We start from the raw sequence: 25,282 nt of genomic DNA, 5'->3' as shown, positions 1-25,282 counted from the left end.
GAAGGTTATATAAAAGGATGTAAGTTTTGGAAAATAGGAAAAAAGACTGCCTCACCCTCTGGCAAGACAGTCTTGATTCAATTATTTGTCATGGCAGCAAATGAAGTTGCTTCGCCTTTTGCAGCGCCTGTAAACGATTGTTGCACATCAGCTTGCTGTAGATGCGATTCAGGTGAAGCTTGATTGTTCCTTCGGAGAGGGCAAGATTTTCTGCAATCTCCTTATTGGACATGCCCTGAGCAACTAATCCCAATACTTCCAATTCCCGTTTCGTAAGCGGTGAAACCAGCTCGTTTATGGCTGTTTTGGTTTCTACCCAGTTTGCTTTCTCATTCCCCATAAGGATATACAGCTTCTCTACATAGCGCAGTGACACACCATTATGGAGAGCAGGAATCAGATGATATTTCCGAAACTCCATATATTTGCTCATCATGCCAAACAGAATGGGACCTTCATCAAGAATAGTACGAAAATATCCTTCCGACTCTGCCAGCAGCAGTGCATCGTGAAGTCTAAGAGCGGCCTGGTGAAGATCACCAAGGGCATGAAGGAAAGCTGCTAGCATCAGCAGGTTTTCCAGAATACTGCCAATCTGCCTGGACTGTTCTGCCACCTTCAACATGCTTTTGGCAAGGATTAGCCCTTCCTCATACTGCTGTCGGTGCATCATGACACGCAGCAACGTAAAATTCTCATATTCCTGATAAATCGTCAGTTCCCTGCTGGAGCTTAACCTGGTTGATTGCAACCATTGCTCTACTTTCACTTCATTCCCCTGAACGATATAACAACGCGTCAAGTATGCATGGTAAAAATGATGCCAGCGGGAATAATGCTCTTCACCTAACTGATGCAAGGTATCCAGTGCAGCTTCTACGTACTCTATCGCTTTGTCCTGCTTCCCTTCCACCCAGTATGTACGGGCAATGGTAATCGAGGCAGGTACATAGGCACCGATATTTCCTTTTCTCAAGGCAATGCTGCATCCCTTTTTGCCTATTTCCCGAGAGCGGCTGCATTCATTTTTTTCATAATAGACTTCACATAATGCTCCAAAATTGTTTGCCGTAAAGTGATAGTCCATCATGTCGTTTTTTTCGAGAAACTGGCTGTATAACAAATGATACGCTTCTGCTTGCTTCAACCTTCCGAAAAATCCGTAAAACCCCTGGGTAATGGCAGAGTATCCAGCGTTCAGCTCGATTCCATCAACCAAGAAAACTTCCCTATCCAACTGGGGGCGTATTTCATTGATATCATTTCGGCCTGTCATCCACTCCATACGCTGGTAAGCGTCTTCAAAGTCCTTTCGGAATAATGCGAGAAAATTATTAATAATATAAGTTTCTTCCCATATCCTGGAGACAAAACCTTCCGATAGCTGATCCTCATCAACTTTAATCTTCTCGTGAAGAAACGCAAGAAGCTCCAACGTCATCTTCACGTCTCCCACCAGTAACGTTGTCCAAACCTTGATAATCAACAGATTAGCCCTGTTTGCTATACCTTCCGGCAATTGCTCAACCCATTTGTTAAGGGTAACCAGTTCTCTGCGCTTCAAAAAGGATGCCGCATGCTTCTCAATCAGCCATGACGCTCTTTCATATTCCTCAGCACGGATCGCGTGATGAACCGCTTCATAGATAAACTGTTGCTTTTCGTACCACTTACTCGCTTTCAAATGGAGTTGGGAGATATCAGGAGCAGCCTGCTTCCGGAGGCGTTCTTCTAAAAATTCCGAAAACAAATGATGGTATCGGTACCAAAACCGTTCATTATCTAGTGGAATGAGAAACAAATTGGCCTGCTCCAGCCAATTCAGTAAGGATGCACTTTCCTCCCCTGTAACCGCAGAACAGAGAGAGCTATTCATACGTTCGAGTATAGAGGTTTGTAACAGAAATTTCTGGATTTGCTCGGGTAAATGAAGAAACGCTTCTTCTAACAGATAATCGACAACATAACGGTGTCTTCCGGAAAAAATGCTGATATCTGCACTTGCAGCAGATTGCCCCCCTCCGAAAAGTGCTGCCAGCTTCAGTCCGGCAACCCACCCTTCCGTACGCTGCTCCAGTATCCTCAACAGGCTATCATTCGGTTCAATTCCCACCTGTTTATTCCAATACGTACGGATCTCATCGCTGGTAAATCGAAGATCAGAAATGCCTATCTCATATAGTTGACCTTTCACCCGCAGACTTCCCAGCGACAATGGTACATCCTTCCGTGATGCCAGACACACATGCATATTGGCAGGCAAGCGACCGATAAACAGCATCATCGACCGGTGAACTTCAGGCTCTTCGATCACGTGGTAGTCATCAAGAACCAGGACGATATCTTCTTCGACCGTGATCAGATCATTGACGAGAAGCGTCATGACATTCTCCAAATCCGGCTGAGTGTGGAGAAGTGCCAGCGCTTGGCTCCCTAACCTTGGCCTTACCTTCTGCAGTGCTGCAATCACATATACCCAAAATCGGATTACGTCATTGTCAGTACTCTCCATCGACAGCCATCCCACAGGCACTTGCAGTTGATTGACCCATTCGCTCAATAAAGATGACTTGCCATAGCCAGGCGGAGCTGAGACAACAGTCACTTTACATTCGAGCGCACGGAGTAAACCTTCGACAAGTCTAGGGCGGTCGATCAAAACTCCTGAGCTGTGTGGAACAAACAATTTAGTTGCCAGTATGGGTATATATCCTTGATTATTCATCATGGCAACAAATGAAGTTGCTTCGCTTTTTTCAGCGCCTGTATGCGATTGGAACACATCAGCTTGCTATAGATCCGGTTAAGATGGAGCTTGACGGTCCCTTCCGTCAGAACCAGCTTTTCAGCAATTTCCTTGTTCGACTTACCTAGGGCCAGCAATCCTAAAACTTCCATCTCTCGTTTTGTCAGAGGGGAAACCATACCTGACTTGCTTTGTTTTGTTGCTGCAAGATTTGCTTCATCTTCCCCCATTAAAGTATACAGTTTCTCTACATAACGTAATGATACGTCCGAATGCAATTCAGGAATATACCGATTTTTCCGAAGTTCTATATAGCTTTTCATTACTTCACTCAAAAGTACCCGTTCATTTAAAAATATGCGAAGATACCCTTCTTCCTCCCCAAGCTTGAGTGCTTGATGAAGTTTGCGAACTGCTTGATCCAAATCGCTCCGGTGATAGAGGATAGCAGCTTGCAGTAAATTGAGTTCCAAGATGCATGTGATTCGCCCTTCCTGCTCTGCATTTTGCAAAAGGCGTTGGGAAAATTCCCAGGCTTCTTCATAATGCTCTTGAAATATCAGAACACGCAAAAATGTAATATTCTCGTACTCCTGGAAAATGCTAATATCCCGATTTATGGTTATACAACTGTTTTTCAGCCATTGTTCTATCTCTTCCTGATTCCCCATTTCCACATACAAACGTGTAAGAAAAGCCTGGAAAATGGTGACCAAGACACGATGATGCTGATGCAAATCCTTGTGCTGATACAAATCCTTGATTTCCTCAATAGCTCGCCGAACACGTTTGATTGCCTCTTCCGGATGACCATTAGCCATGAATATCTTGGCCAATGTCAAGACAGCCGGAACAAACGCCCCTAGATTCCTTGTTCGATAGGCTACATCAATCGCATATTTTGCTTTACTCAAAGCTTCGGTTAACTTGTTTTTTTCGTAGCTCAGCTCACTTTCAATTGAATGAGCATATGCGCTAAAATGAAATTCCTGCAACGCATGTTTTTTAGTAACCGCTGAATAAGCTTGAATATAACTTGCTGATTTATTCACTCTGCCGTAAAACCCGTAAATACCTTTGAGAAGCGAGTCAGATCCATCATTTTGCTCAATGCCGTTCACAAACAGCAAATTCGTCATATAATTCTGGGTAAAATCCACCTCACGCACAAACATTTCGCTTAGTAGTTGGCAATTTGCCTCATAATCTCCTTGAAAGAATGCCAAATAGTTTCTGATCACAAAAATCTCTTCAACGATTTGTGCATAAAATTCAGAAGTGATTGATTCTGCAGAAGCTTCCAGCTTGGCATTTATTTTCTCTATTAGAAAAGGAACATCTTTGTATTTCTGTTGCATCATATGGGTCCATGTTAATACAACCGTCAACATCGGAGTCATCAAGGATTCAGGAAGCTGCTCCAACCACCTGTGAAGTGTGCTAATTTCCCTGTTTTTCAAGAAATTCGGGGCTTCCTTCTCGATCAGACGGGCTGCATTCGTAAAGTCCTTACCCATCAATAAATAATCGATAGCCTCTCCGTAATATTGATGTTGCTCAAACCATTCGCTTGCCTTGCGAAATAGTATGGAAACCTGATCAGAATGTCTTGTCTTCAACCGCTTAAGCAGGAAATCAGCAAAGATATGGTGATAGCGATACCAATAACGATCCTCATCAAGAGGGATGAGAAAGAGATTGGCTTGTTCCAGTCGCTTCAGCATCTGTTGTCCATCCACTCCAGTCACTGCCGTACAAAGTGATTGATTCATGCGTTCAAGAATGGACGTCGATAGCAAAAAGGACTGCATCTCTTCGGTCAGATGCTGAAATACCTCCTCTATCAAATAATCTTCCACAAATCGATTACTCCCCGAAAATTGACGAATCACTTGAGATCCAGTTGGTTTGTCCTTTCCCGACAGCGCCGTTAACTGTAATCCGGCTACCCAGCCTTCCGTCTGTGCTTCGAGAAGCTCCAGCTCTCCACTAGAAAGGGAACCGCCTACTTGCTGTTGCCAGTACGAAAAAATCTCCTCGCCAGTAAACCTCATTTCCACCGTCCCGATTTCGACCAGTTCGCCTTTCATCCGCAGATTCGCCAGTGGCAGTGGTACTTCTTGGCGACTGGCAAGACACACATGCATCTGAGATGGCATTCGGGCTAGCAGAAACGATAAAGAATCAAGTACATCTTGTGCTTTGATTAAATGAAAGTCGTCAAGGATCAGCACAAAATTTGTAGAGATGGTTACCATATCATTAACCAATATCACAATTGCTTCATCTACCGGGGTCCCCATTGCCGATTGGAGCAAGCGCAAAGACCGATCACCAACCCCAGCTTCGATTCCTTGCAATGCTGAGATGACGTATGACCAAAAACGAATAACATCGTTTTCCCCCTTATCCAGAGAAACCCATCCAATCGAAACAGAGACGTGTTGTGCCCACTCACTCAACAATGTAGATTTGCCAAATCCGGCAGGTGCCGAAACGATTGTCAGTTTCCTTGACAAGCTTCCGTTCATCTTTTCAATCAGCCGGTATCTTGAAACAAGACCTGATGGACACCTCGGCATATAAAGCTTTGTTGCCAATATCGGAGATTGTGATATGGTATGCTTCTCCATTTTCCTCCCCCATTTTCATAAAAGACCTCTTCCTTTTCAAGACAGATTATGATTCCAGTCTATTTACCAGAATATTCAAACTAAAATTTCGGTTAGTGTTTCTAATCGAACTTTTTTTCAATAGTAATATTATACAACGAAATATGCATGATTTCTTGCCTCTATTAATAGTAGAAAAGCTATACAAATGAAAAAACGCCTCCGAAAAAAGGAGACGTTTGGTACGTATTTACCTAGACCCCGTATTTTCCTACCCTATCCTTGCTCCCCGTTTTTCATTACAAATCATTTTAAGCTGCTGTAGTCCTACGTGGGCTCGCTCCAGTCCAAAAAGCTCTTCGGACATGATTTGATCGATCTGATCAAGAATTTCTGAAGGATTTTGCGCAGATACAAGCTTTTGTCCCAACTCGGACAGTTTTGCCCACGATTGGTCAGAGAGCTTGGGAACAGGCAGTCTTCTCAAATGAGTGGCCTCCAGTTTCAGTGCCCCTCCACCCATTACGGCTGCACTCAACTCCATCGCAGCGATGATCCAGGTGCTATTCAGAAAGGAAAGCACACTGAAAGCATCAATCTTCGCTTCTTGCTCTGCCCAAAGGGTAGAGAAATTGGCGTCAATGACAACCTTCTCAGGCGAGTTCATCATGACTTTCGGATGCAGATGATTTACTCGTGGGACAAACAGATCAGGGACGTGTCTTTGGGCTAAGGCAGGCAGCATATACCAATACCGCTCTGCTCTGTCCCCTTTTGGTTTGGATACGTTCGTTCTGACTGCGGATAATTCAGGAATCCATTTCGGCTGTTCTTTCGTTCCGATATTTGTTTCTTTTGCTACAGTTACATAGGTTGTTAACGCTGGAAGCATTACCTGACGCTTGATCGGTGCTAATCTCCCCTGGTCAGTTGACTCTTGCAGGTCATCTGGATGGACGAAGTCTTCAAGCATCAATACCCTGCCCTGTACCTTTGACCGATCCAATCGATAAGTTTCAGGTGCCTCGTTTTGCTTACGCAACACAGGAAGCAGAGCCTTGGCTGGAAATAACAGATTCGGAAGCCCAAAGATACGACTCGGGTTGATCAAACAGTTTTCCCCTGTCACCGAAATTCGTTCACAGTAGAAAAATTGATTGGCACCTGTCCTGAGCCCCTGTCCAATTTTCCACCCCAAGCGCTCCAGGGTAGTAAAATCACTCGGATCAGCCTTACTCAGTAAGTCAATGAGTGGTTGAGGAAGCTCTGCTCCATCATGAGCCTGGTTCGTCGTTCCTATGGATTGAACCAATTGGGGCTCACATTTTTTCAGCCAAGCTGATCTGGCCGAGGCGGCAACCAAATTCATTACTTTTGCTTCCAGACTGTATTTTGTCACTTTGTAACCATTTGGTGTATCTGTGTCATCATTGACATGAAACCGTTGGAGTTCGTTCACAAAAACCGCTTCCGGTTCCTGTGCGTCCGGGTACAGATTACCAACAGTACTTCTCGCGTCAATCGTAGATTTAGGAAGTGTGACATGCAGGTACTGTTTGCCTGCGCACTCTTCTCGAATATCAGATGCTGGATGTATTCTTTCCGCAACCAGTAAATTCGTTTTTACCAGAGCCTCATCGAACCAAATGCTGTGTTCGTCTTCAATCACGTATCGGATCCGAAACAGCTTAACTAGCAGGTAATGAATCGGATTGGCATAATCTCTGGTCAACCAGGATTCCGGGACGACCATGGCCAGCTTGCCCCCAACAGCCGTAAGCATCGCACATAAAATCCAGGATGGCACCGCAAGATCGGACAAACCGGAATACTCACGAATCAGTGTCTTGAATACGTGTCGTTCCTGGTCACCCAGTCCTTGCAGGTTTTCAGCTATTTCTTGCAATCCTTTGCGTACGGTCTCGGCATCAGGCACGTTATCCATCCCGTCTTGACCATTTCCCGCCATTTGCTGGTAGCGAACGTACGGGGGATTTGTAATGACCAAATCAAACGAAGAGGAAGGCAACCCGGCGATCGTCGCCCAATCAAAGACATTCCCTTGAATGAGATTTGTCCTGTTCCTATCCCCTTCTGCCAATCGTGTCCTGCACAAATCGAGAACAAGCGGGTCAATATCCATTCCTGTTATCTGTGCAGATGGAGACATGTCTTTCACGGCAAGAAGCATGTCACCACTGCCGCACATCGGGTCAATCGCTGAATGAATTCGCTCTCCATTAGCGAGCATGCAGAGCAGCTTTGCCAGTTTTGCTCCGGTGAAGTATTGACCAAGACGCTTGCGCCGATCAGCGGCAATCCCCGAAGAGAACGTGCTTGTTGTCGACATGATTACCCCTCCGTCAGTTGTTTCAGTCTTTCATAAAATCGGGATGCATCAAGTGGAACAGCCACTCCCTGTTCCAAATACATGGCTACAAATCGGGAGTACAGTCTTTCTTTTGTCTGTTCTTTGGTGTCTGGCGACAGTGCTGCCTGATCGATCAGTTCCTGAATGACCTGATCGGGTTGAAGCAGCACGGAAGAGCCAGTCCCTCCCTGTTTTGTTGCTGTATCTTTTGAAAGGTAAAGCAGCGGGTCCCCTTTTACTGAAATCGTCGAAGTCACCTGCTTGAAGCTTCCTTGTATCTTATCGAGCACACTGGACTGCTCCACCCGCAATCCAGCCTGTTGGTAAGCCTCTTGGAGTGCTTTCCATACATCGGCTCGTGCAGAATGAAACACAAGCGTGGCTTTTCCTTCATCTTTTAACGTTCGGGATATTTCCCGAAATACATCTGCCATCAGTTCACCATAGATGGACACCGTTTTTTTCTGCGACGGGCTGACAACGATTTCTTCCGAATTATCCGTGGTTTTGCCGAGCCAGACCTCATTGAGAAAATTAATTTCGGCATAGGGAATGTAATCACCGAACGGCGGGTCCGTAAACACGTAATCAACCGATTGATCGGGTAGATCAAGCTTGGTACTGCTTCCTTGAACAACAGTGACGTGACTGGTACTATCCTGGATGACGCCAAATGCCTTGGCAATCGTTTTGGCTTTTCGGCGCATACCCTCAAACATGTTTTTTTCAACGGGCAGACTGCTGATATAGAGGACGCCAGGCTGCGCTCCTGTCAGAACAAAATCCGTTTGACCCGATTTCACCACAACTCGTGTCATCAAGGTTGCGTGGCTCGCATTGTAACTTAGCACAAGCAGCTTTAGCGCATCCTGAAGCTCCTCAGGTGCTGCTTCGATTTGCTCCCAAAGCGTTGCCATCACCAGCAAATTGCGAGGCGTGTAAAAATGATGGGCGTGGGTTATCCCCTTGTGATAGCCGCTCCGATACAGATCTCCCCAATTCATCTCTACCAACGGAATGTTTGGGGGTAAAGGAGTTGAAGCGACCTTGTCCGCCAGTAATTCATCTTCTGGCAAAGCCGGACGGAACCACTTTCTTTTGCCTGTTTGCCCATAGACCCGTTTCAACACTCGCTTTCGACGAGTCATCGGCTCTCCCGTCAGCGGGTCCAGCACCTGTTCCAACACACGTTCTGCTTCGTCCAGTCCCTCCTTTTTTCCGCAAGCTGGACAGACAAATTCAGATGAGATGGCAATCGGGTCAAAACTTACCGCTGCATCCCAAAAAGAAACCTGATGCTCACAGTCACTGCATTGGAGAATATCGCTCCATATATTGTAGCGAACGAAGCCTTTGTTTCCTCGGTCATCGGCTGCCGAATAGGCGAAGCCTGCCTTTTGTTCGCAGGCAGCAATTAGTTCTTCTACCGCTCGTAGAAAATGGTTAGCATCGGGCGGGTTGGACATCGTTCGTGCGACGAATGCTCCCAACACACTCAACTCATAAATAACTGCCTTGCGTGGTCCCCACACAACAGGGGCCTCCAGTTGTTTTGCCAGTTCGATCACTTCCTCGGTAGGACTCGAACATAAATGCGCAGCCAACCCGGTCGTCCCGCTTCCTCCGAACGTGTCGACCACCGTATCACCGGGGGATGTATGTGAAGCAATAAATACCGCAATCGATTCTGGTGAAATTTTCGTAGGATAGGAGAATGCTGAATAAAGTGCTCCGCTTCTGGATGCGGGAAGTGGCTTGGAATACATCACAGACAGGTCACTTGCTAGTTTTTCCCTTGCCATGGTTTCCCGCCTTTCAACTGTCTATCCTCCAAACTCTTGACTACTTATTTTATCACATTACTAGACCTGACCTATCTCGGATTTTCCATAAAAAAATCCTCCCAACACCAAATGGAGGGGAGGACTTTGTTCTTCTATTTCTTATTCAACCTATACAAATCGATTGACTTATAGCCTTCTGCTAGAATGGATTCCATTTCTACTAACCGCTTCTCTTGTGTTTCTTTCTTCTTTGCACTGTACACATAACGGGCCCAATCTTTCTGGTATCCAAAAGCCAATTCGTTGTATTTCTGTAACAGCTCTTCGTTGCTCTTTAAATGCAGCTTAATGTCTTCTACATTGTCGATATAATCATCCACACGCTGACTCTTCTGTGCAGTTGAGGTTTTTTTCGTCTTCTTGACCTCTGATTTCAGTCCGATCACGGTAAAAACATCATTCATGCTGACCATTTTGGCAAATTTCAAGTTGCTGTCCTGAATATACCCTTCCTCATCTACAGGCATCTGCTTGAAAAAACTGTCACGGTCAATATAACTGTCATATTGAGGGTTGTTCTTTTTTGGATAAGCAAAAAATACGTATCCTTTATCTGCAACCAATTGCTTTTGAATAAGCTGTTGTACGTGCTGGGAGAACTCTTCAAGGTGAAAAATAAAAATGAGGATTACATCATATTTCTCTTTTTCGATGGTGGAGTCATACGAAATATCGTTAAAATCATTGATATCTTCTGGTTTATTGAGGATCAGCTTAGCAGGATATTTATTGAAGTTTAGTTTATCAACAATGCTTTTTTCAGAAATCATCCCGTGTAATCCTCCCTGGTTGCTATTTAAAATACTAGATGCGATTATATTGAAAGCGGCGGCAAGGTTTTCCCCGTTTCTAGCAAACTTTTCAGGTTGCTTAAAATGGCAGGCCATCCATTGTTTAATCCTTCAAAGGTATTGTCTTCGTACACGAAATCTGTTGGCAACAGATTGTCATGCGTAAGCGTCAGCTTCACAGTTTCATTCAACGGCTTTAGCTCAAACGTGACTCGTGACGGCTCTTCTCGAGCAATTTTATCACCAACATACGTCCACGTAAACGACAGAACACGCTGCGGTACACACTTCAATATGGTTCCAAAATCAGAGACTTCCCCATTGCGTGAATAGGCAACCCTTGAGCCTTCCTTCCAGTCTGATTGAATTTTGCTCCCGAAGAAATATTTCTCCGTATAATCACTGCTGGTCAAGGCTTCCCATAGCTTTTCCGGTGTGGTTGCAATATAGGTAACATACACAAATGCCGTGTCAGTCATGATTTCATCCCCCATTATTATCCATGCACAACTCTTGAATCTGAGAGTGCCTATTAACCTATTCTAACCGAACGGTACAATCAGTAATCCCCCTTCACTACATAAACAGCAATGGTGATTGCCAAAATGCTCCCAAGGATAAAATACCATTTGATTACTGCTTTATTGCGTTTTTCAGACTTGAATATTAACAGGTTTTCGTTAAAAAAACCTGGGATAACCAAGGCTACCATTACGATCAAGTACGTGACTACACCTAAACCTAGCTTCTCTAACATTGACCCCACTCCTATTATCCGTTTTGTCAAACTGCCTCTAAGTAACACCAGCAGTGCTACTTCCATTGAGAGACTAGCAAAAAGGAATCCAAAAAAAACCTAACTAAAGTTAGGTTTTTGGCGAAACTGGCAAATAATATTTCTTCACTCTCTCAGCATGGAAGAAGTTTTCAAATTCTACAGCTTGTTTAATATCTGCTCAATGACTTGCTTGTCCAAAACGATATTGTGTCCAGATATGCAAGTATCAAAGTCGATTTCTCGATAGGTTAACAGAGTGTTTCTGTACTCTTCTTTTTCACACTTTAGGCTAGGGATAATGTCATCTAGTGAATCTCCGACATTATCTGCTACATTGATGACCTTATCAACCTCATCAATTACGCTGATAGAATCAACGGTATGCCCTGGTGTATAGATGAGTCTGATTTTATCTTCCGGAAAATACAACTCATCTTCAAATGTCAAATTGGGAAGAAGCATTTCAGCTTCACCATCCAAAAAGTGCTTGTACTTTTGGAGCATCTCTTCCCAATTCTGCTCGATCATCTCTCTGCAACGCTTGTGAGATACGATCGTGGACCCACGGAAACAATGGTTTCCCCAAATGTGGTCCCAATGATAATGTGTATTTATCACAATAATCGGTTTGTTATCATGCTTGATGTATTCCTTGATGTGCGCAATGGTTGCAGAGCCAAGACCAGTATCGATCATATAGTTGTATCGATCCCCCAGAATCAGGTGAAGGTTTAAATCCCAACTCGCAGGCATACTCTTCGTAAACAACACACTTCTATTCTTTATCTTTTGAATTTTCATAACGCGAAATTCGCTCCTTGCCCATTATCTTGTTCCTCAAAAATTTGAAATACCTCTTCTACCTTTTCTACTATCCATTCCAGGATCAAAAAACAAAAACTCTCTTTTCGTATCAGAGCTGATGAAGTCCTTCCAGCGCCTCAGATTCTGTTGCCTTAAACAATACTTGATTTCCTTTGTTGCTTTCATAAATAAAGTCATTCAGGCTTTTACTGTTATAGACACTAAAATCTCCAACGATAGCGACCTTCATCCGGTAGTTTGTATATTTCTGCAAGATTTCCCCTGCTAACCTTGTTTTCAATTCAAAGAAATCATCAATGATATTTTCTTTTCGCAAAAGCATTTTATCAAAACCGTTGTACTGAACGTTTGCCATTAGATCCAGGGCATCTTGTACATTTTCTATGACGAGACTGTCACTTGAAATGATGGCTACTTTTGAATCGCCTTTTGGGTTTACAGTGATTTCCATGACCGATTGCTCCCTTCTGATACAACTGTTCAGTCGTTCTGTTCTCTCTCTTCACTTTATAAGCAGGCATTCGGTTATTCAAATAAATTTCTTATTTTAAAAATAAACTAATATTACCCTTTGTACCCAATATTGCAAATTACACCTTCATAATCAAATCCCTCGACCGAGACAAATAGAAAAAGGGCCGATATGCCCTTTTTCTATTAGCAGTTAATTAGGTGCCACAAAAGGTTCGGTACGGACGAGTAGTTGGCTCAGGCAGTATCGAGTACTCCGCCTGTTCGGATGAGTATGCAAAGGGGTTTGACAGAGCTTCAAGCAGCCGTTCCATTACACTGTAATCTTCCTTCTCTACTGCTGCTTTGAGGGCCTCTTCTACCCGATGGTTTCGAGGGATGATTGCGGGATTGGATCTTTGCATCAATTCAAGTGATGCAGCTTTCGATTCCTGCTGCCTGCCCAGTCTCGCCTGCCACTGCTCATGCCACTGAGCAAATTCCGTAGTGCCATAGAGAGCCGTATCCTCTGGCTTCTCCAACTTGAGTGCACGGAAGGTATTCGTGTAGTCCGCCCGATGATTTTGCATCATTTGCAGGAGGTCTTGAATCAAGGTCTCGTCCTGTGGCTCCTCATTGAATATGCCCAGCTTCGCTCTCATTCCCGCCAACCAGTTTTGATTAAATAACTTCCCAAAATCCGAAATCGCATCCTCTGCCAGTTTGACAGCCTGATCCTCGTCGTCATGCAAGAGCGGCAATAACGCTTCGGCCAATCTCGCAAGGTTCCACGCCGCAATTTGCGGCTGATTGCCATAGGCATAGCGGCCCTGATAATCTATCGAGCTGAATACCGTTGCCGGATCGTAGTTGTCCATAAAAGCACACGGGCCATAATCAATAGTCTCTCCACTGATCGCCATGTTGTCGGTGTTCATTACCCCGTGAATAAAGCCGACCAGCAGCCATTTGGCAACCAGCGATGCCTGACGCTTGATCACTCCCTGTAGTAAGGAAAGATAGCGGTTTCCATCCATTTCAAAGTCTGGAAAATGTCTTTGCAATGTGTAGTCAGCCAATGCCCGCAGATCGTCTACAGTCCCCCATTGGGCCGCATATTGGAAGGTGCCGACACGCAGATGACTAGCAGCAATCCGGGTGAGAATAGCGCCAGGCTGCATGGTTTCTCGGAAGATGGTTTCACCCGTTGTCACCACCGCCAGACTGCGAGTAGTAGGGATACCAAGCCCATGCATCGCTTCGCTGATGATGTATTCACGCAGCATCGGCCCAAGTGCCGCCCGGCCATCGCCACTGCGGGAGTACAGCGTCCGACCTGAGCCCTTGAGCTGAATATCAAACCGCTGCCCCTGGGGCGTCATCTGTTCGCCCAGGAGTATCGCCCGGCCATCGCCCAACATGGTAAAATGCCCGAATTGATGTCCGGCATAAGCCTGAGCAAGAGGCGAGGCGCCTTCGGGAATTCGATTGCCAGCAAAAACGGAGACACCATCCTTGCTTTGTAGCGCCTCTGCATTTAAACCGAGAGATGCCGCCAAAGAAGCATTAAGCTTGATCAGATTCGGTGATTGTACCGGGGTCGGGCCTTGGCTGGTGAAAAATACTTTCGGCAGACGTCCATAACTGTTGTCCAGGTTCCATCCTGTTTCGATTGTTGCTTTTCTCTCTGTCATTCTGTCTCCCTCTCTGCTTTAATTTTTATGCCTTGGGTTTTATTACTGAAATCTAAAATCGTCGGTATTTTTTGATTTTTGAAGAGATTGGCTTGTATGACAATGCAACAGACTCTGATTGTATTGTCTGCTTCTTCCAATTTATTATACCCCTTTTTGCTGGATGATTCCTTAGTATGGGGCCTGTCAAACTGCAAGTTTCGCTCATTTCCTCTCTTTCGGATGAATTATCAGAATATTATGGGAGGATAAAATATTGGTGAATAGGGTAGGAAAGCCTCTATGCAGTATGTATAATTGGTTCCCAAGAGCGCTCTTAAATTGTAATTTGTGGAGGATTCATAATGAGCAGCGAAATCGTCCCTTATCATGAAAACTATCATGATCAATTGGTGGATATTTGGTATCGAGCGGTACGTCACACTCACACTTTTTTGACAGAAGAGGATATTGAATTTTATAGAAACATCGTTCAGCATTCAGCCTTAAAAGAAGTTGAGATATGGTTGGAAATAAACGAGAGCAAAGAACCTACAGGCTTTATAGGGCTTGAAGGATCGAAAATAGAGATGTTGTTCGTTGACCCTACTTACCACGGAAAGGGGATTGGCAGCCGACTAATTAAACATGCGGAAGCAAAATACGGCAGAAATCTCAAAGTCGATGTCAACGAGCAAAATGAGGGCGCACACGCTTTCTACAAGCGGTATGGTTTTGTGCACGTGGGACGTTCCGAATTAGATGGATCGGGACGGCCGTTTCCTTTGCTTCATTTAGAACTAAACAGTAAATCTCGACATCATTTCATCTTAAAGGCAAAAAGACGCAAAAGCGATAGTAGCTCGTGATCCACAGCTTTTGCGTCTTTCGTATTCCATAACCACTGTTTTCACTTATCACAACGAGAGCTATACCTATCAGCTCGATCTTTCATCAAGATGCGTAGCGTAGTACATTTTAGGATTGAATCAGTTGCTTTCTGTTTGTCGTAAGAGGCGGTTGTTCGAGCCATTTCCGTTGTACCATAATGTCATATGTATCTTTAGCGTACGCCATCACCTTTGCAATGATTTTGGAGTAATGAGCAGTAAGATCGGCTCGCATAGTCAGAGCTAAAGCATGTGAAATCAAGAGAATATCTACTGAATTTAATATATTAATCATCGACATGATAAGCTTTTCAGAAAACGGAGAAACAGTAGAAGCTGTAACTTCCATGCTTACTGTTACCGTTCCGAGCAAATCCTCCTGCATGAGCAGGGTGTTAAATAACTCAATCTGTTCCTCACTGATTTTTTTGCCTCTGATGATTAAATCTTTTAATTTTTTATCTTCCATTACTTGTGCAAATCCAAGCATGATAATAACTGAAAAGTAATTCCGCTCAATATTAAAAAATATTTCCGATAACTCAATAGCATTGAGAGGCCGCTTCATACCCAATACCCCGTCTAAGAATGAGATTTTCTCAACATACTCAATTTTGTTGGGGTAGTTCATCTTTGGCGGGCGGTCATAAATCCCTTTCTCCAACATCATTCGCACTGCTTTTCCGAACATCTCGGTAGATATGTGAATGCATTCGTTGAAAAAATCCAACACATCGAGCCTGACGTTATTGGAAGCCGTAAAAGCAAAATTAATCATTCCCAACCGATTCATCATGTAGATAAAACTTAGGGTAAACGTGTCATGAAAAAGCGGAGGAGCCGCCAAATTCACATCACCTTCCGAAAAACCAGCCGGTATCGGGAAATTTTCTGAAAGAAAGAATCCTTTTATTTTTTCTAATCGTTCTTTTGAAATTTCCAACGCTTCTTCAGCCAAAGGAACAATCTGACCATCTTGAAGATGATGCAGAAAGTATGTTAGGAAACATACCGCCATGCTTTCTTGAATATAAACGCCCCAAAGTCCTCCGATTTCCGTACAACTAAATTCGATGTTCGTTGGTTTTACTTGAGGTTTCTGAAATGACATATGCTCCCTCCACTAGACTATGCTTTCTTCAAGACCTAGTATTTTTACTTGTTTGGAATTATATTCACATACGGCTATGTTCCTTTCTTACGAGCAGGGGGGTGGGCGTATTCATCATTCGTTACCATTAAGAGCTACATTCCAATCAACTTGACGCATGGGGCTGTGCCTAGAGGCGAGCAGCTTGGTGTAGAAACCTCGATTTTCTTTAGTAGTTCGGAAAGACGTATCCGGAATTGAAAAATCAATTCCTGCCACAAAACCGGCAATATATTCACTCCATCCGGAATACGCTTGTTGTGCCAGCCTTGCAGCACTCAACATATATTCCATTGCCTCATCGTTATACAAGTAACCCAGTTTCAACCCAGCTCTGGATAAAAGGACACTCCAAGCATAGTCATGGGCAGCAATCCCCTCTGAAGGAAGACATCTCGAATAGTAATCAACAAGAAGCAACTTTGATTTCGATTGATGGTCCTCGGGTAACGCTTGAATGTATGCTGTTCGTTCTGATTCGGAAAAAGTAAATAAGACATGACGGAGACGATTGAATTCTTCCCTCTTTCCTTCCGATAGGAGCCATTTTATTGTATCGATTAGTGCAAACTTATCTGTAATCTGTTGTTCCTTAAGAAGAAAAAGGCACTTTCGTCTACTTAAATTTTCATGATATAACGCATAATAGTAGGCTCCACTTTTGCTAAAGCAAACAGACGAAAGAGCTCGCAGAAATAACCTGTGATCCTTCTGATTATATGTAAGAACGGTGGGTGCCATTGGTTCCTCCTTATTAGAATCGGACCGTTTTGTAGGTTCTGACAAGCAGTCGAAGCAAAAATGCATAGAGAACTAGTAACAATACGGAATAAATCACTGCTTTAACGAGAATTTCATTAGTGACATTATGTACAACAATTAGTTTATCGGCAACAAATTTGGAATCTTTGTATTTGGAGCCAAAGTCTGTAATCTGCAAAACCTCCCATACATACTCAGGTAACTCTTGCGGCATTTTCACGATTGTTCCTGGCGAATCAATAGAATTACTTTTTTGTATCTGCACTGCTTGATTGGCATCTGAGACCAATAAAACGATTGATGAGTTATCAAGCTTTGCCACATAAAACCATCCTGTGGGGAGGATGCTTTTCGCCCAATTACGTTTTGGGTCGTAGGAAGAATTATATCGAGTACTGATAGCACCGGTCTCGGCTTTGGCTTGATACTCTGTTATTCCCAGAAAATGAACACTGGGCAGCTTTATTTGGACGATATCGGAACTATCTGCTTGATTCAGCATCTCAGTCGAAGCTAGTTCTACAGGATGAATCATATTTTTTAGATAGGAGACAGGTGTTAAACCCGTATCATTGATGAAAGGATTAGATAACAAAACATGTAGAAAAAGAATTAAGGATAGAGTGATTACGACACCTGTTTTGGGCAACTGCATCCAAAACAGTTTCACACTGCCAAAAAAATTCGGCTTTCCAAGCTTCTTATACAATCTCTTTTTGACTGATCTTCTGGTGAAAAAGTTCCCCTGCTTAGCCCGCTCCACCATATCAGAACGGATATGGGCAAGGCTTGTTATGGCATCGATATCATTCGGATAACTCTCCAATACCTTCAAGTAGTTCTCCTCTGCCTTCTCTAACTCACCAAGCTGAATGAAGATTTTCCCCAACAGACGCAGGGTACCCATATTGGCAGGCATTCGTGAGAGGATGTACAGACATTCGTCTTTTGCTTCTACGAATTGAAGGCTTTCATACCATATCCGGGACCGAATCAGATACCAATCGATGTCCTCTGGATAAATGCGGATTCCCTGCTCCATGGCAGCAAGAGCAGACTTCTTGTCACCCATACGAAGAAAGTATTCACCCTGTAGCCGAAGCAAGTCAGGATCATCTGAATACATCGCATATGCTTCATCAAGCGATCGACCTGCCAGTTCCAGATTGTTCTCTTTAAGTGCCTGATAGGCCGTCTCCCGCTTGTTCAGAAACTCATCGTAGTCTAAATCAACTGCATGTTGTAGAAAGGTATAACGAAGAGCAGGTTCATCCAATTGTCTGCAATAAAAATGGTAAAACTCTTCCGTGAAATACTCCATTCGATCATCCGGAGCTTCTGTAGCTAGTTCGCGCCAACGAAAACAGTATTCGATGGATTCCCAAACTCTTTTAGGGAGAAACCGATGTTCATGTAAGAAATCCAATAATGTTTCTTCTACGATTTCTTTAAGCCTTACATCCCAGACAATGTCGGAATTCAGCAGCCTTGACCATTGATCAAGGTTGATACGGGAAGAAAAATCAGAATAAACCTCTTCCACCTGTTCCATGAATTCATCTACTGGGTCGATTTCTTCTGGTGGATCTATCGTTTCAACTGTTAACTCAACCATGTTGGAAGGATTAGGCCAGATATGGATGTTGTTTTCATCGCTGAACGACGGCCTAGTTTCTTTAACGGCTCCCTTTTTCGCAGCCTTCATTGCATAGTCATAAGCTTCTCTTAGCCTTTGATAGCCTTCTGGGTCATCCTCTGGGTGGTGAACCTTCAGTTTTTGGGAGTAGGCTTTTTTAATCGATGGAATATCTTCGGTGGGTTCAATCCCCAGTACTTCCCACACACCCATTAATAGTCGAACCACCCTTCTAAATGATCCAGTTGTTTTTTAAACGCTAACGTCGCCTTTTTTATCAGTTGCTGATCTTGTGTGGCTAACACAGCTTCGAACTTTTCCAGTAAATAGGCAATTTCTGTGCGTCTGTCCCCAAGGGATTCTTCATACATCCGTTCACCCCGAGCAAGCAACAGTCTATTTTCGGCCCTGTCACGCGGATGAATTTTGATATCTCTCAATTCGTTCAGACGAGCTTGGATGTCCTCAGGTGACAGACTTCCTGGATTTTTCTCGATAATCATGTTCTTTTTCAAGCCAGTACTGACTATCGTAACTTCAACCTCCAAAATCCCATTAATATCATAGGTATAGCGGATATCGATAGACTGCTGGCCTGCGGGGCCTTTTGGCACATCTACTCTGAGCTCCCCCAGTTTGATGTTGTTCTCGACACGGCGGCTCTCACCCTGGTATATTTCAATGAGAATCGCAGTCTGATCATCATTGACTGTATAGAGACGCTCAACTTTGCTCACAGGAATGGGCGTGTTACGTTCAATGATCGGCAGATAATGCCCATCCTCAAAGCCGTTTGCCGTTCTTTTCACAATATCGGTTCCAAGTGTATAAGGGCATACATCCGTCAGAATAATCTCTTTTAGGGCTTCGTTTCTCTCCTTGAGAGCAACTTGAATCGCAGCTCCCATCGCTACTGCTTCATCCGGGTTGATTTGCGAGTATGGAAAGCGTCCAAACATTTTGCTAACAATCGACTTGATGATCGGCATTCTGGTGGCACCACCGATGAGAATGACAGCATCCAGCTCCTCAGGAGTAAGAGATGCGTCTCTCAATGCTCGCTCGATCGGGTGGCGCAAACGCAGCAAGAGCTGACTTGCTAGCTTCTCATATTCATTTCGATCCAAGCTGATTTCATGTGTTTTGCCGTCTATGGTAAAGCTCATTTTTCCGATCAGATCTCGGCCAATCATCCGTTTACAAAGCTCCGCCTGTTTGAAAATGGCAGAATGTGCTTTGGCATCTAGAGCCTCAAAATCCATCCCTGTTTTTTCAACAAAATAGGCAGCGAGTATTTTTGTGAAGTCCTCGCCCCCGAGATAGTTATCTCCTGCGATCGATTTGACCTCCATGACTCCTTCAAAAAATTCGAGTATAGACACGTCGAAGGTTCCTCCACCCAAATCAAAGACCAGGAATTTAGTATCGGACTCTTCTTGATGAAGCCCATATGCGATCGCAGCAGCAGTAGGTTCACTGATGAGCCTCTCCACTTTTAATCCGGCTAATTCGGCAGCACGCTTGGTTGCCTTTCGCTGGGAGTCATTAAAATAAGCCGGAACGCTAATCACCGCTTCCGTAACCTCATATCCAAAAAATGCTTCCGCATCTGCCTTCAAGGCTTTCAGGACGAAGGAGGAAAGCTCTTCAGGAGAAAATGAATACTGCCCCAACTTAAACAGCTTTTCCGTACCCATATACCGTTTAAAGGCTGATGCGGTTACATGGGGATGGGTAATGAGACGCTCTTTTGCAATTTGGCCGACCAGAATTTCACCATTGTCATCGATGCTTACAACAGATGGAGTAAGGTGTTCTCCCAACGCATTCGGTATTAGCTCGGGACCGTTATCACTCCAAAAAGCTACCAGACTATTCGAAGTTCCCAAATCAATACCTATCGTAGTCATGGAATACCCTCATTTCTTATGTAATGTATAACAATTAATCCGTTATTTGGTAATTATATTCAATAGTAATTATAGTATTAAAAATTGATCAAAAATAAAAGGTTCAAAATTAAGTGTTATCAATCGTCAAATCAGTCCAATGCTCCCTATCATCTTGTCGAAGTAATATCAAACAAGGTTCCATCTAAAAAAATATCCTACTCGATGAAAATAGCCAGAAACCCTTGAAAGCGTAGGTTTCTGGCTATTTTTATAGAAATTATGTTCGTAATCCGAATTTTTGTGAACTAGAGCATCATAGTATGTCTGGTTGTCGATATTCGTACTCAAGGAAAGTGTTTAACATCTAACATATTTGCGTTTGAAACCAAGTTGCTCTTTTTCTACCGCTTTTTGAATACTTTCGGAAGCGAGTAAGATACTGCTTTTTTTCTTGTCCCGTTTAACTTCTACTGGGCCTACTGCCTTTGCGGTCTCGACCGCCTTATCATGGAGAGGCAGATAGGATACCCCTACTGTGTACATAAAGTTATTCATCGAGGATTTCGTTCGTTCGGGAGAATCGTGAATCGTTTTTTCCACAATCTCCAACATGGTAGCAATTTTGCTTTCAGCAAACTCACAATCCGGCCGACTGCCCAAAAGCCAGCAATAACAACTCCATCCCGCTGACATTTTAAGCTCGTCGCCGCTTGCGATCCATTTATCGGCAACTTCTTGCGCAATATTGGTTTCCGCCAAGGTTACCGCAACCACGTAATCGGAAAGCATATAAAAATAAGCCCCATCCATCCAACGCTCAAAATCTGCCTCGGTCATTGCTTTCGGATCTGCAATAATGCCCGCAAAGTACATGGCATCGTAGTTTCCTGTGGCGTAAAGCTGCTCAGCCAAAGGTTGATTGATTTTGATTTTCTTGGCAATGGGCTTCATGGCACCTGTCGCCACGCCAAAAAGCGGTTCGTGCGCTCCATTGGACAAGTACATTTTCTTGAGTCGTTCCTTGCCGAGAGCTTCAAGCTCCTGCATGACCATTTCTACATTCATGGTTTTACACTACCTTCTTTAACTATAATCGTACTTACTTACCTTTCATCACACCATTTTTAGACCCTTAGCGAGCCACGGAAACCCCTGACAGCATAGTAGGATTCTGCTCCATTGTGGTACACAAAGACAGTGTCGTAGCGACGATCACAGAAGATAGCCCCGCCGAGCTTTCTAATAGTAGCAGGTGTTTTCACCCAGCTCGATGATTTCGTATCGAAATTTCCAAGTTTCTGCAGCTCCCGGTATTGTTCTTCCGTTAAAAGCTCAACGCCCATGGCAGCAGCCATATCAATAGCGTTATTTTGTGGTTTATGTTCTTTCCTTGACTCCAGCGCTTCACGGTCGTAACAAACACTTCTGCGACCTTTAGGACTTTCCGTTGAACAATCATAAAAAATGTATTCGCCCGACTTTTCATCATGACCAACAACATCTGGTTCTCCGCTAGTTTTTTCCATTTCATACAGTGACCACAGTTTTTCCGTATTAGCTTCGAGCTTTGCTTGAACATTAGCCCATTCAAGGCCTTGATGACGGTTCATATTTTTCTCAAAGCGGGCTTTCAATGTTCCGAGTAGTTCTTCACGTTGTTCAGGTGACAACTCCTTTTTGTTGCTGGTTTCATTACTCTTTGGCATGTTAGATTCTCCCTCGGATAATATGTTTTGCCCAATAGAAATCATTATTCCCAATTTTTAAGAGAGTGTTGTTTCTGGAAAAAGGAATTACAAACTTATCTTATCAACAAACCGATGTACCTAAGATACGAACATGGGTTTAATCGACACCTCTGAAGCGTATTTATTTGCAAAACAATTTTATATCATCTAAAGCTGAATGAGCATGCCCTCTAACAAACTTACTTTCATCACTTAATGCATCATTAATAAGCGGGATAATCAGTTGCTTATTAACCGCTCTGTGTATTCTTGCAACATGGCCAAAACACAGTATTGCTATTCCTCTTCTTGCCCATCATCCTCCCAATCACATAAACAACAAATCTCCCAACCCCGTCTTTCTTCTAGTGTGGGGTAACCGCAACAAGGGCAATTATGCCGGTTCATTTAACACTTACCTTTCTTTTTCCTCAGAAATCAACTATTACTTTGGCTGACCACAACTAGCACACAGCTTTGCGTTTGGTGTTCTCAATGGCTTTCCACAATATTGGCAAGGGTCGCCAAATAAAGATATTCGATGGTGCATTATTGCATTATGATGAACGCCTGAAATCCCAGTCATTCTTTCGTATTCCTTAATGACAGGACTGAATCTCTCAACCATAGAAATCTTTTCAAATGATAACCCATGCTCTTGTCTAAACTCGTCTGATGCTTCCATACATTTACTAAACAATTTATGAATCTGAACATATTCCGCTTCATCTAACATAGGCATTTCACTTTTACAACGCCAACACCACATCATCTTCATATTCTGTTACTCCATATTTTCATGATACTTATCAGCAAAAGTTTTGATTTCTAAAGCTTTAATTGGTCGCACTTTACAATAAATACAAGATGGGTCTCCACAGGGAGCAAACAACCATTTATTACAGGAGGGACAGAACTCATTGTCATATTTATCGTAATAGATGATTATACTTCCGCAGTCTTCACATTGGCTTTTTGGAACGATCGCCCCACCTATACGAAAATAATCATCAATTATTACTTGTCGCTCTTCATCATCCACTCTGATTTTCACTGACTCACCTTTTTAGATAAAATCGTGTATTGTACCTCATTTCTATATTATCATGCCTCGCAAACTGAACGACCATTTTTTCCCTTATCATTTATCCAATTCACATAAGAAAGCCCCCTCGAAATAAGGGGGCTAGACACTTTTGCATCTTGTATACTAGTTATTCCGCACTAATAGTGAACAGCACTCCACATGTGTTGTACTAGTTTCACAGTCACAATACACAAAACGAACAACCTATCATTTTCGATGTGTGTATCAAAACTAAACTTCAATCTCCATTAGTGCTTCTGCACATTTTATGCCGTCAACAGCACTAGACGTGATACCGCCAGCATAACCCGCACCTTCTCCACAAGGGTATAGTCCTTTTATGTTCGACTCAAAGGTCAGCGGATTTCGCTTAATTGTAACTGGTGATGAACTTCGGCTTTCTACAGCTGTTAAAACTGCATCATGTTTGATAAAGCCAGCTAGTTTTTTATCCATTGATCGCAACCCGTCTTTTAAACTATCAACGATAAAATCATCAAGACATTCTCTTAAGTCCGTTGGTGTAACACCTGGGCTATAAGTTGGTACAATATCGCCAAGTTGTTTACTACCCTTATCCGCTAAGAAATCGCCAACCAATTGTACTGGTGCAAAATAATTTCTTCCACCTAGTTCAAATGCTTTTCGCTCAAGTTTTCTTTGAAACTCTACAGCCGCCAATACATCCCCATTCATATCATTTGGAGTTATAGAGACAAGTATGGCACTATTAGCATTTTCGCCACTCCTTGCGCTATAGCTCATACCATTTGAAACTACCGAATTTTTTTCCGATGCGGCAGCAACGACATGACCTCCAGGGCACATACAAAAAGAGTAAACACCTCGACCGTTTGGAAGATGCGCATTCAACTTATATTCAGCTGCACCAAGGAGTGGATTAATTGTACAACTACCGAATTGCTGTAAATCAATGTCTTTTTGATGATGTTCAATACGCACACCTACTGCAAATGCTTTCGGTGTCATGTCAACCCCTAGATCCTTCAGCATATAAAAAGTATCGCGAGCACTATGCCCAATCGCCAATACTACAGCATCAGTTTCAATTGTCTCTGTGTTTCCTTGTCCTTCTAGCAACACGCCTCTAACTTCACCATTTTCGATGATAAGTTCCTTCATTTTCGTTTCGAAACGCACTTCCCCACCAAGTCGTTCTATTTTTTTACGAATATTTCTAACAACCGTTATCAAAATGTCAGTTCCTATATGCGGTTTTGATAAATAAGATATCTCCCTAGGAGCACCAGCCTCTACTAATTCCTTTAATACTTTCGGAATACGGGTATTTTTTATGCCAGTTGTTAATTTACCATCTGAAAACGTTCCTGCTCCACCTTCACCAAATTGGACATTTGTATTGGTATCAAGCACACCGTATTTCCAAAATTTTTCAACAGCTAACTTTCTCCGATCGACGTCCATTCCTTGCTCTACTACAATTGGGTTTAAACCATGCTCTGCCAATAGCAACGCACAGAAAAGGCCGGCAGGTCCACTACCTACTACGATAGGACGAGTGGCTCTTTGAGCCTTCTTGATTACATATTCTAATGGTTCATAGAAAGAAACATCCTTTATTCCTAAATATGACTTCTCGTTTTCAATTTCAATATCAACTGAATAAACAAGTAGGACATTATTTTTTTCCCTTGCGTCGATCGACTTCTTAGAAATATTAAAAGACAATATTTTGTTCTGTTTGACCCTTAATATTTTTTGGATTTTCTGAGCTAAAAGTTCATTTTCCTTACTTGGGTCAAAATCAGCACGAAGCTTAATATTACTTATTCTTAACACGATAAATTCCATCCTAAATTTATTTTTTACGTTCTACGTACCGTCTACATTTTCGAACAATAGAAAAGCCCAGCCCAGACCGCATGAAGTCGGGCTTTTCATGGTGTAGGCGAGGGGAGTCGAACACCTTGCCTCTTTCACTAATTCATTTCAAGATTCACACATCTCATCTATTCTTTACGAACCATCAATATTACACACTCCACATGTGACGAGTATACAGTGAA

General features: G+C 43.2%; 21 protein-coding genes. 1 reads left to right on the top strand and 20 read right to left on the bottom strand.

The window, feature by feature from the left end; genetic code table 11:
• Nucleotides 1-88: 88 nt before the first annotated feature.
• From ACPW7N_RS12465 to ACPW7N_RS12420, 10 genes are all read right to left on the bottom strand, one after another.
• Nucleotides 89-2,782 (bottom strand): winged helix-turn-helix domain-containing protein, encoded by a 2,694-nt coding sequence (locus ACPW7N_RS12465; protein ID WP_425651414.1) that lies wholly within the window; start codon nucleotides 2,780-2,782, stop codon nucleotides 89-91.
• Nucleotides 2,725-5,379, bottom strand: coding sequence for a winged helix-turn-helix domain-containing protein (locus ACPW7N_RS12460; RefSeq protein WP_425651413.1), 2,655 nt, complete (start codon nucleotides 5,377-5,379; stop codon nucleotides 2,725-2,727). Before ACPW7N_RS12460 ends, ACPW7N_RS12465 begins: the two co-directional genes overlap by 58 nt.
• Nucleotides 5,380-5,629: 250 nt before the next feature.
• On the bottom strand, nucleotides 5,630-7,708 hold the full coding sequence (locus ACPW7N_RS12455) for an N-6 DNA methylase (protein ID WP_425651412.1): 2,079 nt from the start codon (nucleotides 7,706-7,708) through the stop codon (nucleotides 5,630-5,632).
• A gap of 2 nt (nucleotides 7,709-7,710) precedes the next feature.
• On the bottom strand, nucleotides 7,711-9,531 hold the full coding sequence (locus ACPW7N_RS12450) for a DNA methyltransferase (protein ID WP_425651411.1): 1,821 nt from the start codon (nucleotides 9,529-9,531) through the stop codon (nucleotides 7,711-7,713).
• A 134-nt stretch (nucleotides 9,532-9,665) separates the two neighbouring features.
• Nucleotides 9,666-10,343 (bottom strand): YdeI/OmpD-associated family protein, encoded by a 678-nt coding sequence (locus ACPW7N_RS12445; RefSeq protein ID WP_425651410.1) that lies wholly within the window; start codon nucleotides 10,341-10,343, stop codon nucleotides 9,666-9,668.
• Between the two features lie 44 nt (nucleotides 10,344-10,387).
• Nucleotides 10,388-10,843 carry an SRPBCC family protein gene (locus ACPW7N_RS12440; RefSeq protein WP_425651409.1) on the bottom strand — a complete coding sequence of 152 codons (456 nt, stop codon included), beginning with the start codon at nucleotides 10,841-10,843 and terminating at the stop codon, nucleotides 10,388-10,390.
• Between the two features lie 80 nt (nucleotides 10,844-10,923).
• Nucleotides 10,924-11,121 (bottom strand): hypothetical protein, encoded by a 198-nt coding sequence (locus ACPW7N_RS12435; protein WP_425651408.1) that lies wholly within the window; start codon nucleotides 11,119-11,121, stop codon nucleotides 10,924-10,926.
• A gap of 177 nt (nucleotides 11,122-11,298) precedes the next feature.
• Complete coding sequence (locus ACPW7N_RS12430) at nucleotides 11,299-11,943, bottom strand: MBL fold metallo-hydrolase (protein ID WP_425651407.1); 645 nt, start codon at nucleotides 11,941-11,943, stop codon at nucleotides 11,299-11,301.
• A gap of 112 nt (nucleotides 11,944-12,055) precedes the next feature.
• Nucleotides 12,056-12,418, bottom strand: a complete 363-nt coding sequence (locus ACPW7N_RS12425; RefSeq protein ID WP_425651406.1) for a DUF4180 domain-containing protein — start codon at nucleotides 12,416-12,418, stop codon at nucleotides 12,056-12,058.
• Nucleotides 12,419-12,635: 217 nt separating this feature from the next.
• On the bottom strand, nucleotides 12,636-14,111 hold the full coding sequence (locus ACPW7N_RS12420; RefSeq protein ID WP_425651405.1) for a protein adenylyltransferase SelO: 1,476 nt from the start codon (nucleotides 14,109-14,111) through the stop codon (nucleotides 12,636-12,638).
• Nucleotides 14,112-14,455: 344 nt separating this feature from the next.
• Here ACPW7N_RS12420 and ACPW7N_RS12415 point away from each other — a divergent pair, with 344 nt between their 5' ends.
• The gene (locus ACPW7N_RS12415; RefSeq protein WP_425651404.1) at nucleotides 14,456-14,959 is read left to right on the top strand and encodes an acetyltransferase; all 504 of its coding nucleotides are present in this window, start codon (nucleotides 14,456-14,458) and stop codon (nucleotides 14,957-14,959) included.
• A 109-nt stretch (nucleotides 14,960-15,068) separates the two neighbouring features.
• On the opposite strand, the gene ACPW7N_RS12410 is transcribed toward ACPW7N_RS12415, so the two are convergent.
• The 10 genes from ACPW7N_RS12410 to ACPW7N_RS12365 form a co-directional block, all read right to left on the bottom strand.
• Nucleotides 15,069-16,091 carry a DUF3231 family protein gene (locus ACPW7N_RS12410; protein ID WP_425651403.1) on the bottom strand — a complete coding sequence of 341 codons (1,023 nt, stop codon included), beginning with the start codon at nucleotides 16,089-16,091 and terminating at the stop codon, nucleotides 15,069-15,071.
• A gap of 114 nt (nucleotides 16,092-16,205) precedes the next feature.
• Nucleotides 16,206-16,871, bottom strand: a complete 666-nt coding sequence (locus ACPW7N_RS12405; RefSeq protein WP_425651402.1) for a DUF1266 domain-containing protein — start codon at nucleotides 16,869-16,871, stop codon at nucleotides 16,206-16,208.
• 13 nt (nucleotides 16,872-16,884) lie between these two features.
• Nucleotides 16,885-18,741 (bottom strand): J domain-containing protein, encoded by a 1,857-nt coding sequence (locus tag ACPW7N_RS12400; protein ID WP_425651401.1) that lies wholly within the window; start codon nucleotides 18,739-18,741, stop codon nucleotides 16,885-16,887.
• Nucleotides 18,741-20,438 carry a molecular chaperone HscC gene (locus tag ACPW7N_RS12395; RefSeq protein WP_425651400.1) on the bottom strand — a complete coding sequence of 566 codons (1,698 nt, stop codon included), beginning with the start codon at nucleotides 20,436-20,438 and terminating at the stop codon, nucleotides 18,741-18,743. Before ACPW7N_RS12395 ends, ACPW7N_RS12400 begins: the two co-directional genes overlap by 1 nt.
• Nucleotides 20,439-20,777: 339 nt before the next feature.
• Nucleotides 20,778-21,485 (bottom strand): DNA alkylation repair protein, encoded by a 708-nt coding sequence (locus ACPW7N_RS12390; protein ID WP_425651399.1) that lies wholly within the window; start codon nucleotides 21,483-21,485, stop codon nucleotides 20,778-20,780.
• A 59-nt stretch (nucleotides 21,486-21,544) separates the two neighbouring features.
• Complete coding sequence (locus ACPW7N_RS12385) at nucleotides 21,545-22,126, bottom strand: DUF4256 domain-containing protein (protein ID WP_425651398.1); 582 nt, start codon at nucleotides 22,124-22,126, stop codon at nucleotides 21,545-21,547.
• Nucleotides 22,127-22,444: 318 nt separating this feature from the next.
• On the bottom strand, nucleotides 22,445-22,555 hold the full coding sequence (locus tag ACPW7N_RS12380; RefSeq protein ID WP_425651397.1) for a CPCC family cysteine-rich protein: 111 nt from the start codon (nucleotides 22,553-22,555) through the stop codon (nucleotides 22,445-22,447).
• Nucleotides 22,556-22,592: 37 nt separating this feature from the next.
• Entirely contained in the window at nucleotides 22,593-22,925 is a 333-nt protein-coding gene (locus tag ACPW7N_RS12375) for a hypothetical protein (RefSeq protein WP_425651396.1), read from the bottom strand.
• 6 nt (nucleotides 22,926-22,931) lie between these two features.
• Nucleotides 22,932-23,201 carry a hypothetical protein gene (locus tag ACPW7N_RS12370; RefSeq protein ID WP_425651395.1) on the bottom strand — a complete coding sequence of 90 codons (270 nt, stop codon included), beginning with the start codon at nucleotides 23,199-23,201 and terminating at the stop codon, nucleotides 22,932-22,934.
• Between the two features lie 264 nt (nucleotides 23,202-23,465).
• Nucleotides 23,466-25,055 (bottom strand): NAD(P)/FAD-dependent oxidoreductase, encoded by a 1,590-nt coding sequence (locus ACPW7N_RS12365; protein WP_425651394.1) that lies wholly within the window; start codon nucleotides 25,053-25,055, stop codon nucleotides 23,466-23,468.
• Nucleotides 25,056-25,282 lie beyond the last annotated feature (227 nt).

The organism is Brevibacillus nigriterrae, from assembly GCF_049846925.1.
GTDB lineage: Bacteria > Bacillota > Bacilli > Brevibacillales > Brevibacillaceae > Brevibacillus_H.
This window is presented reverse-complemented; position numbering and strand designations above follow the sequence as displayed.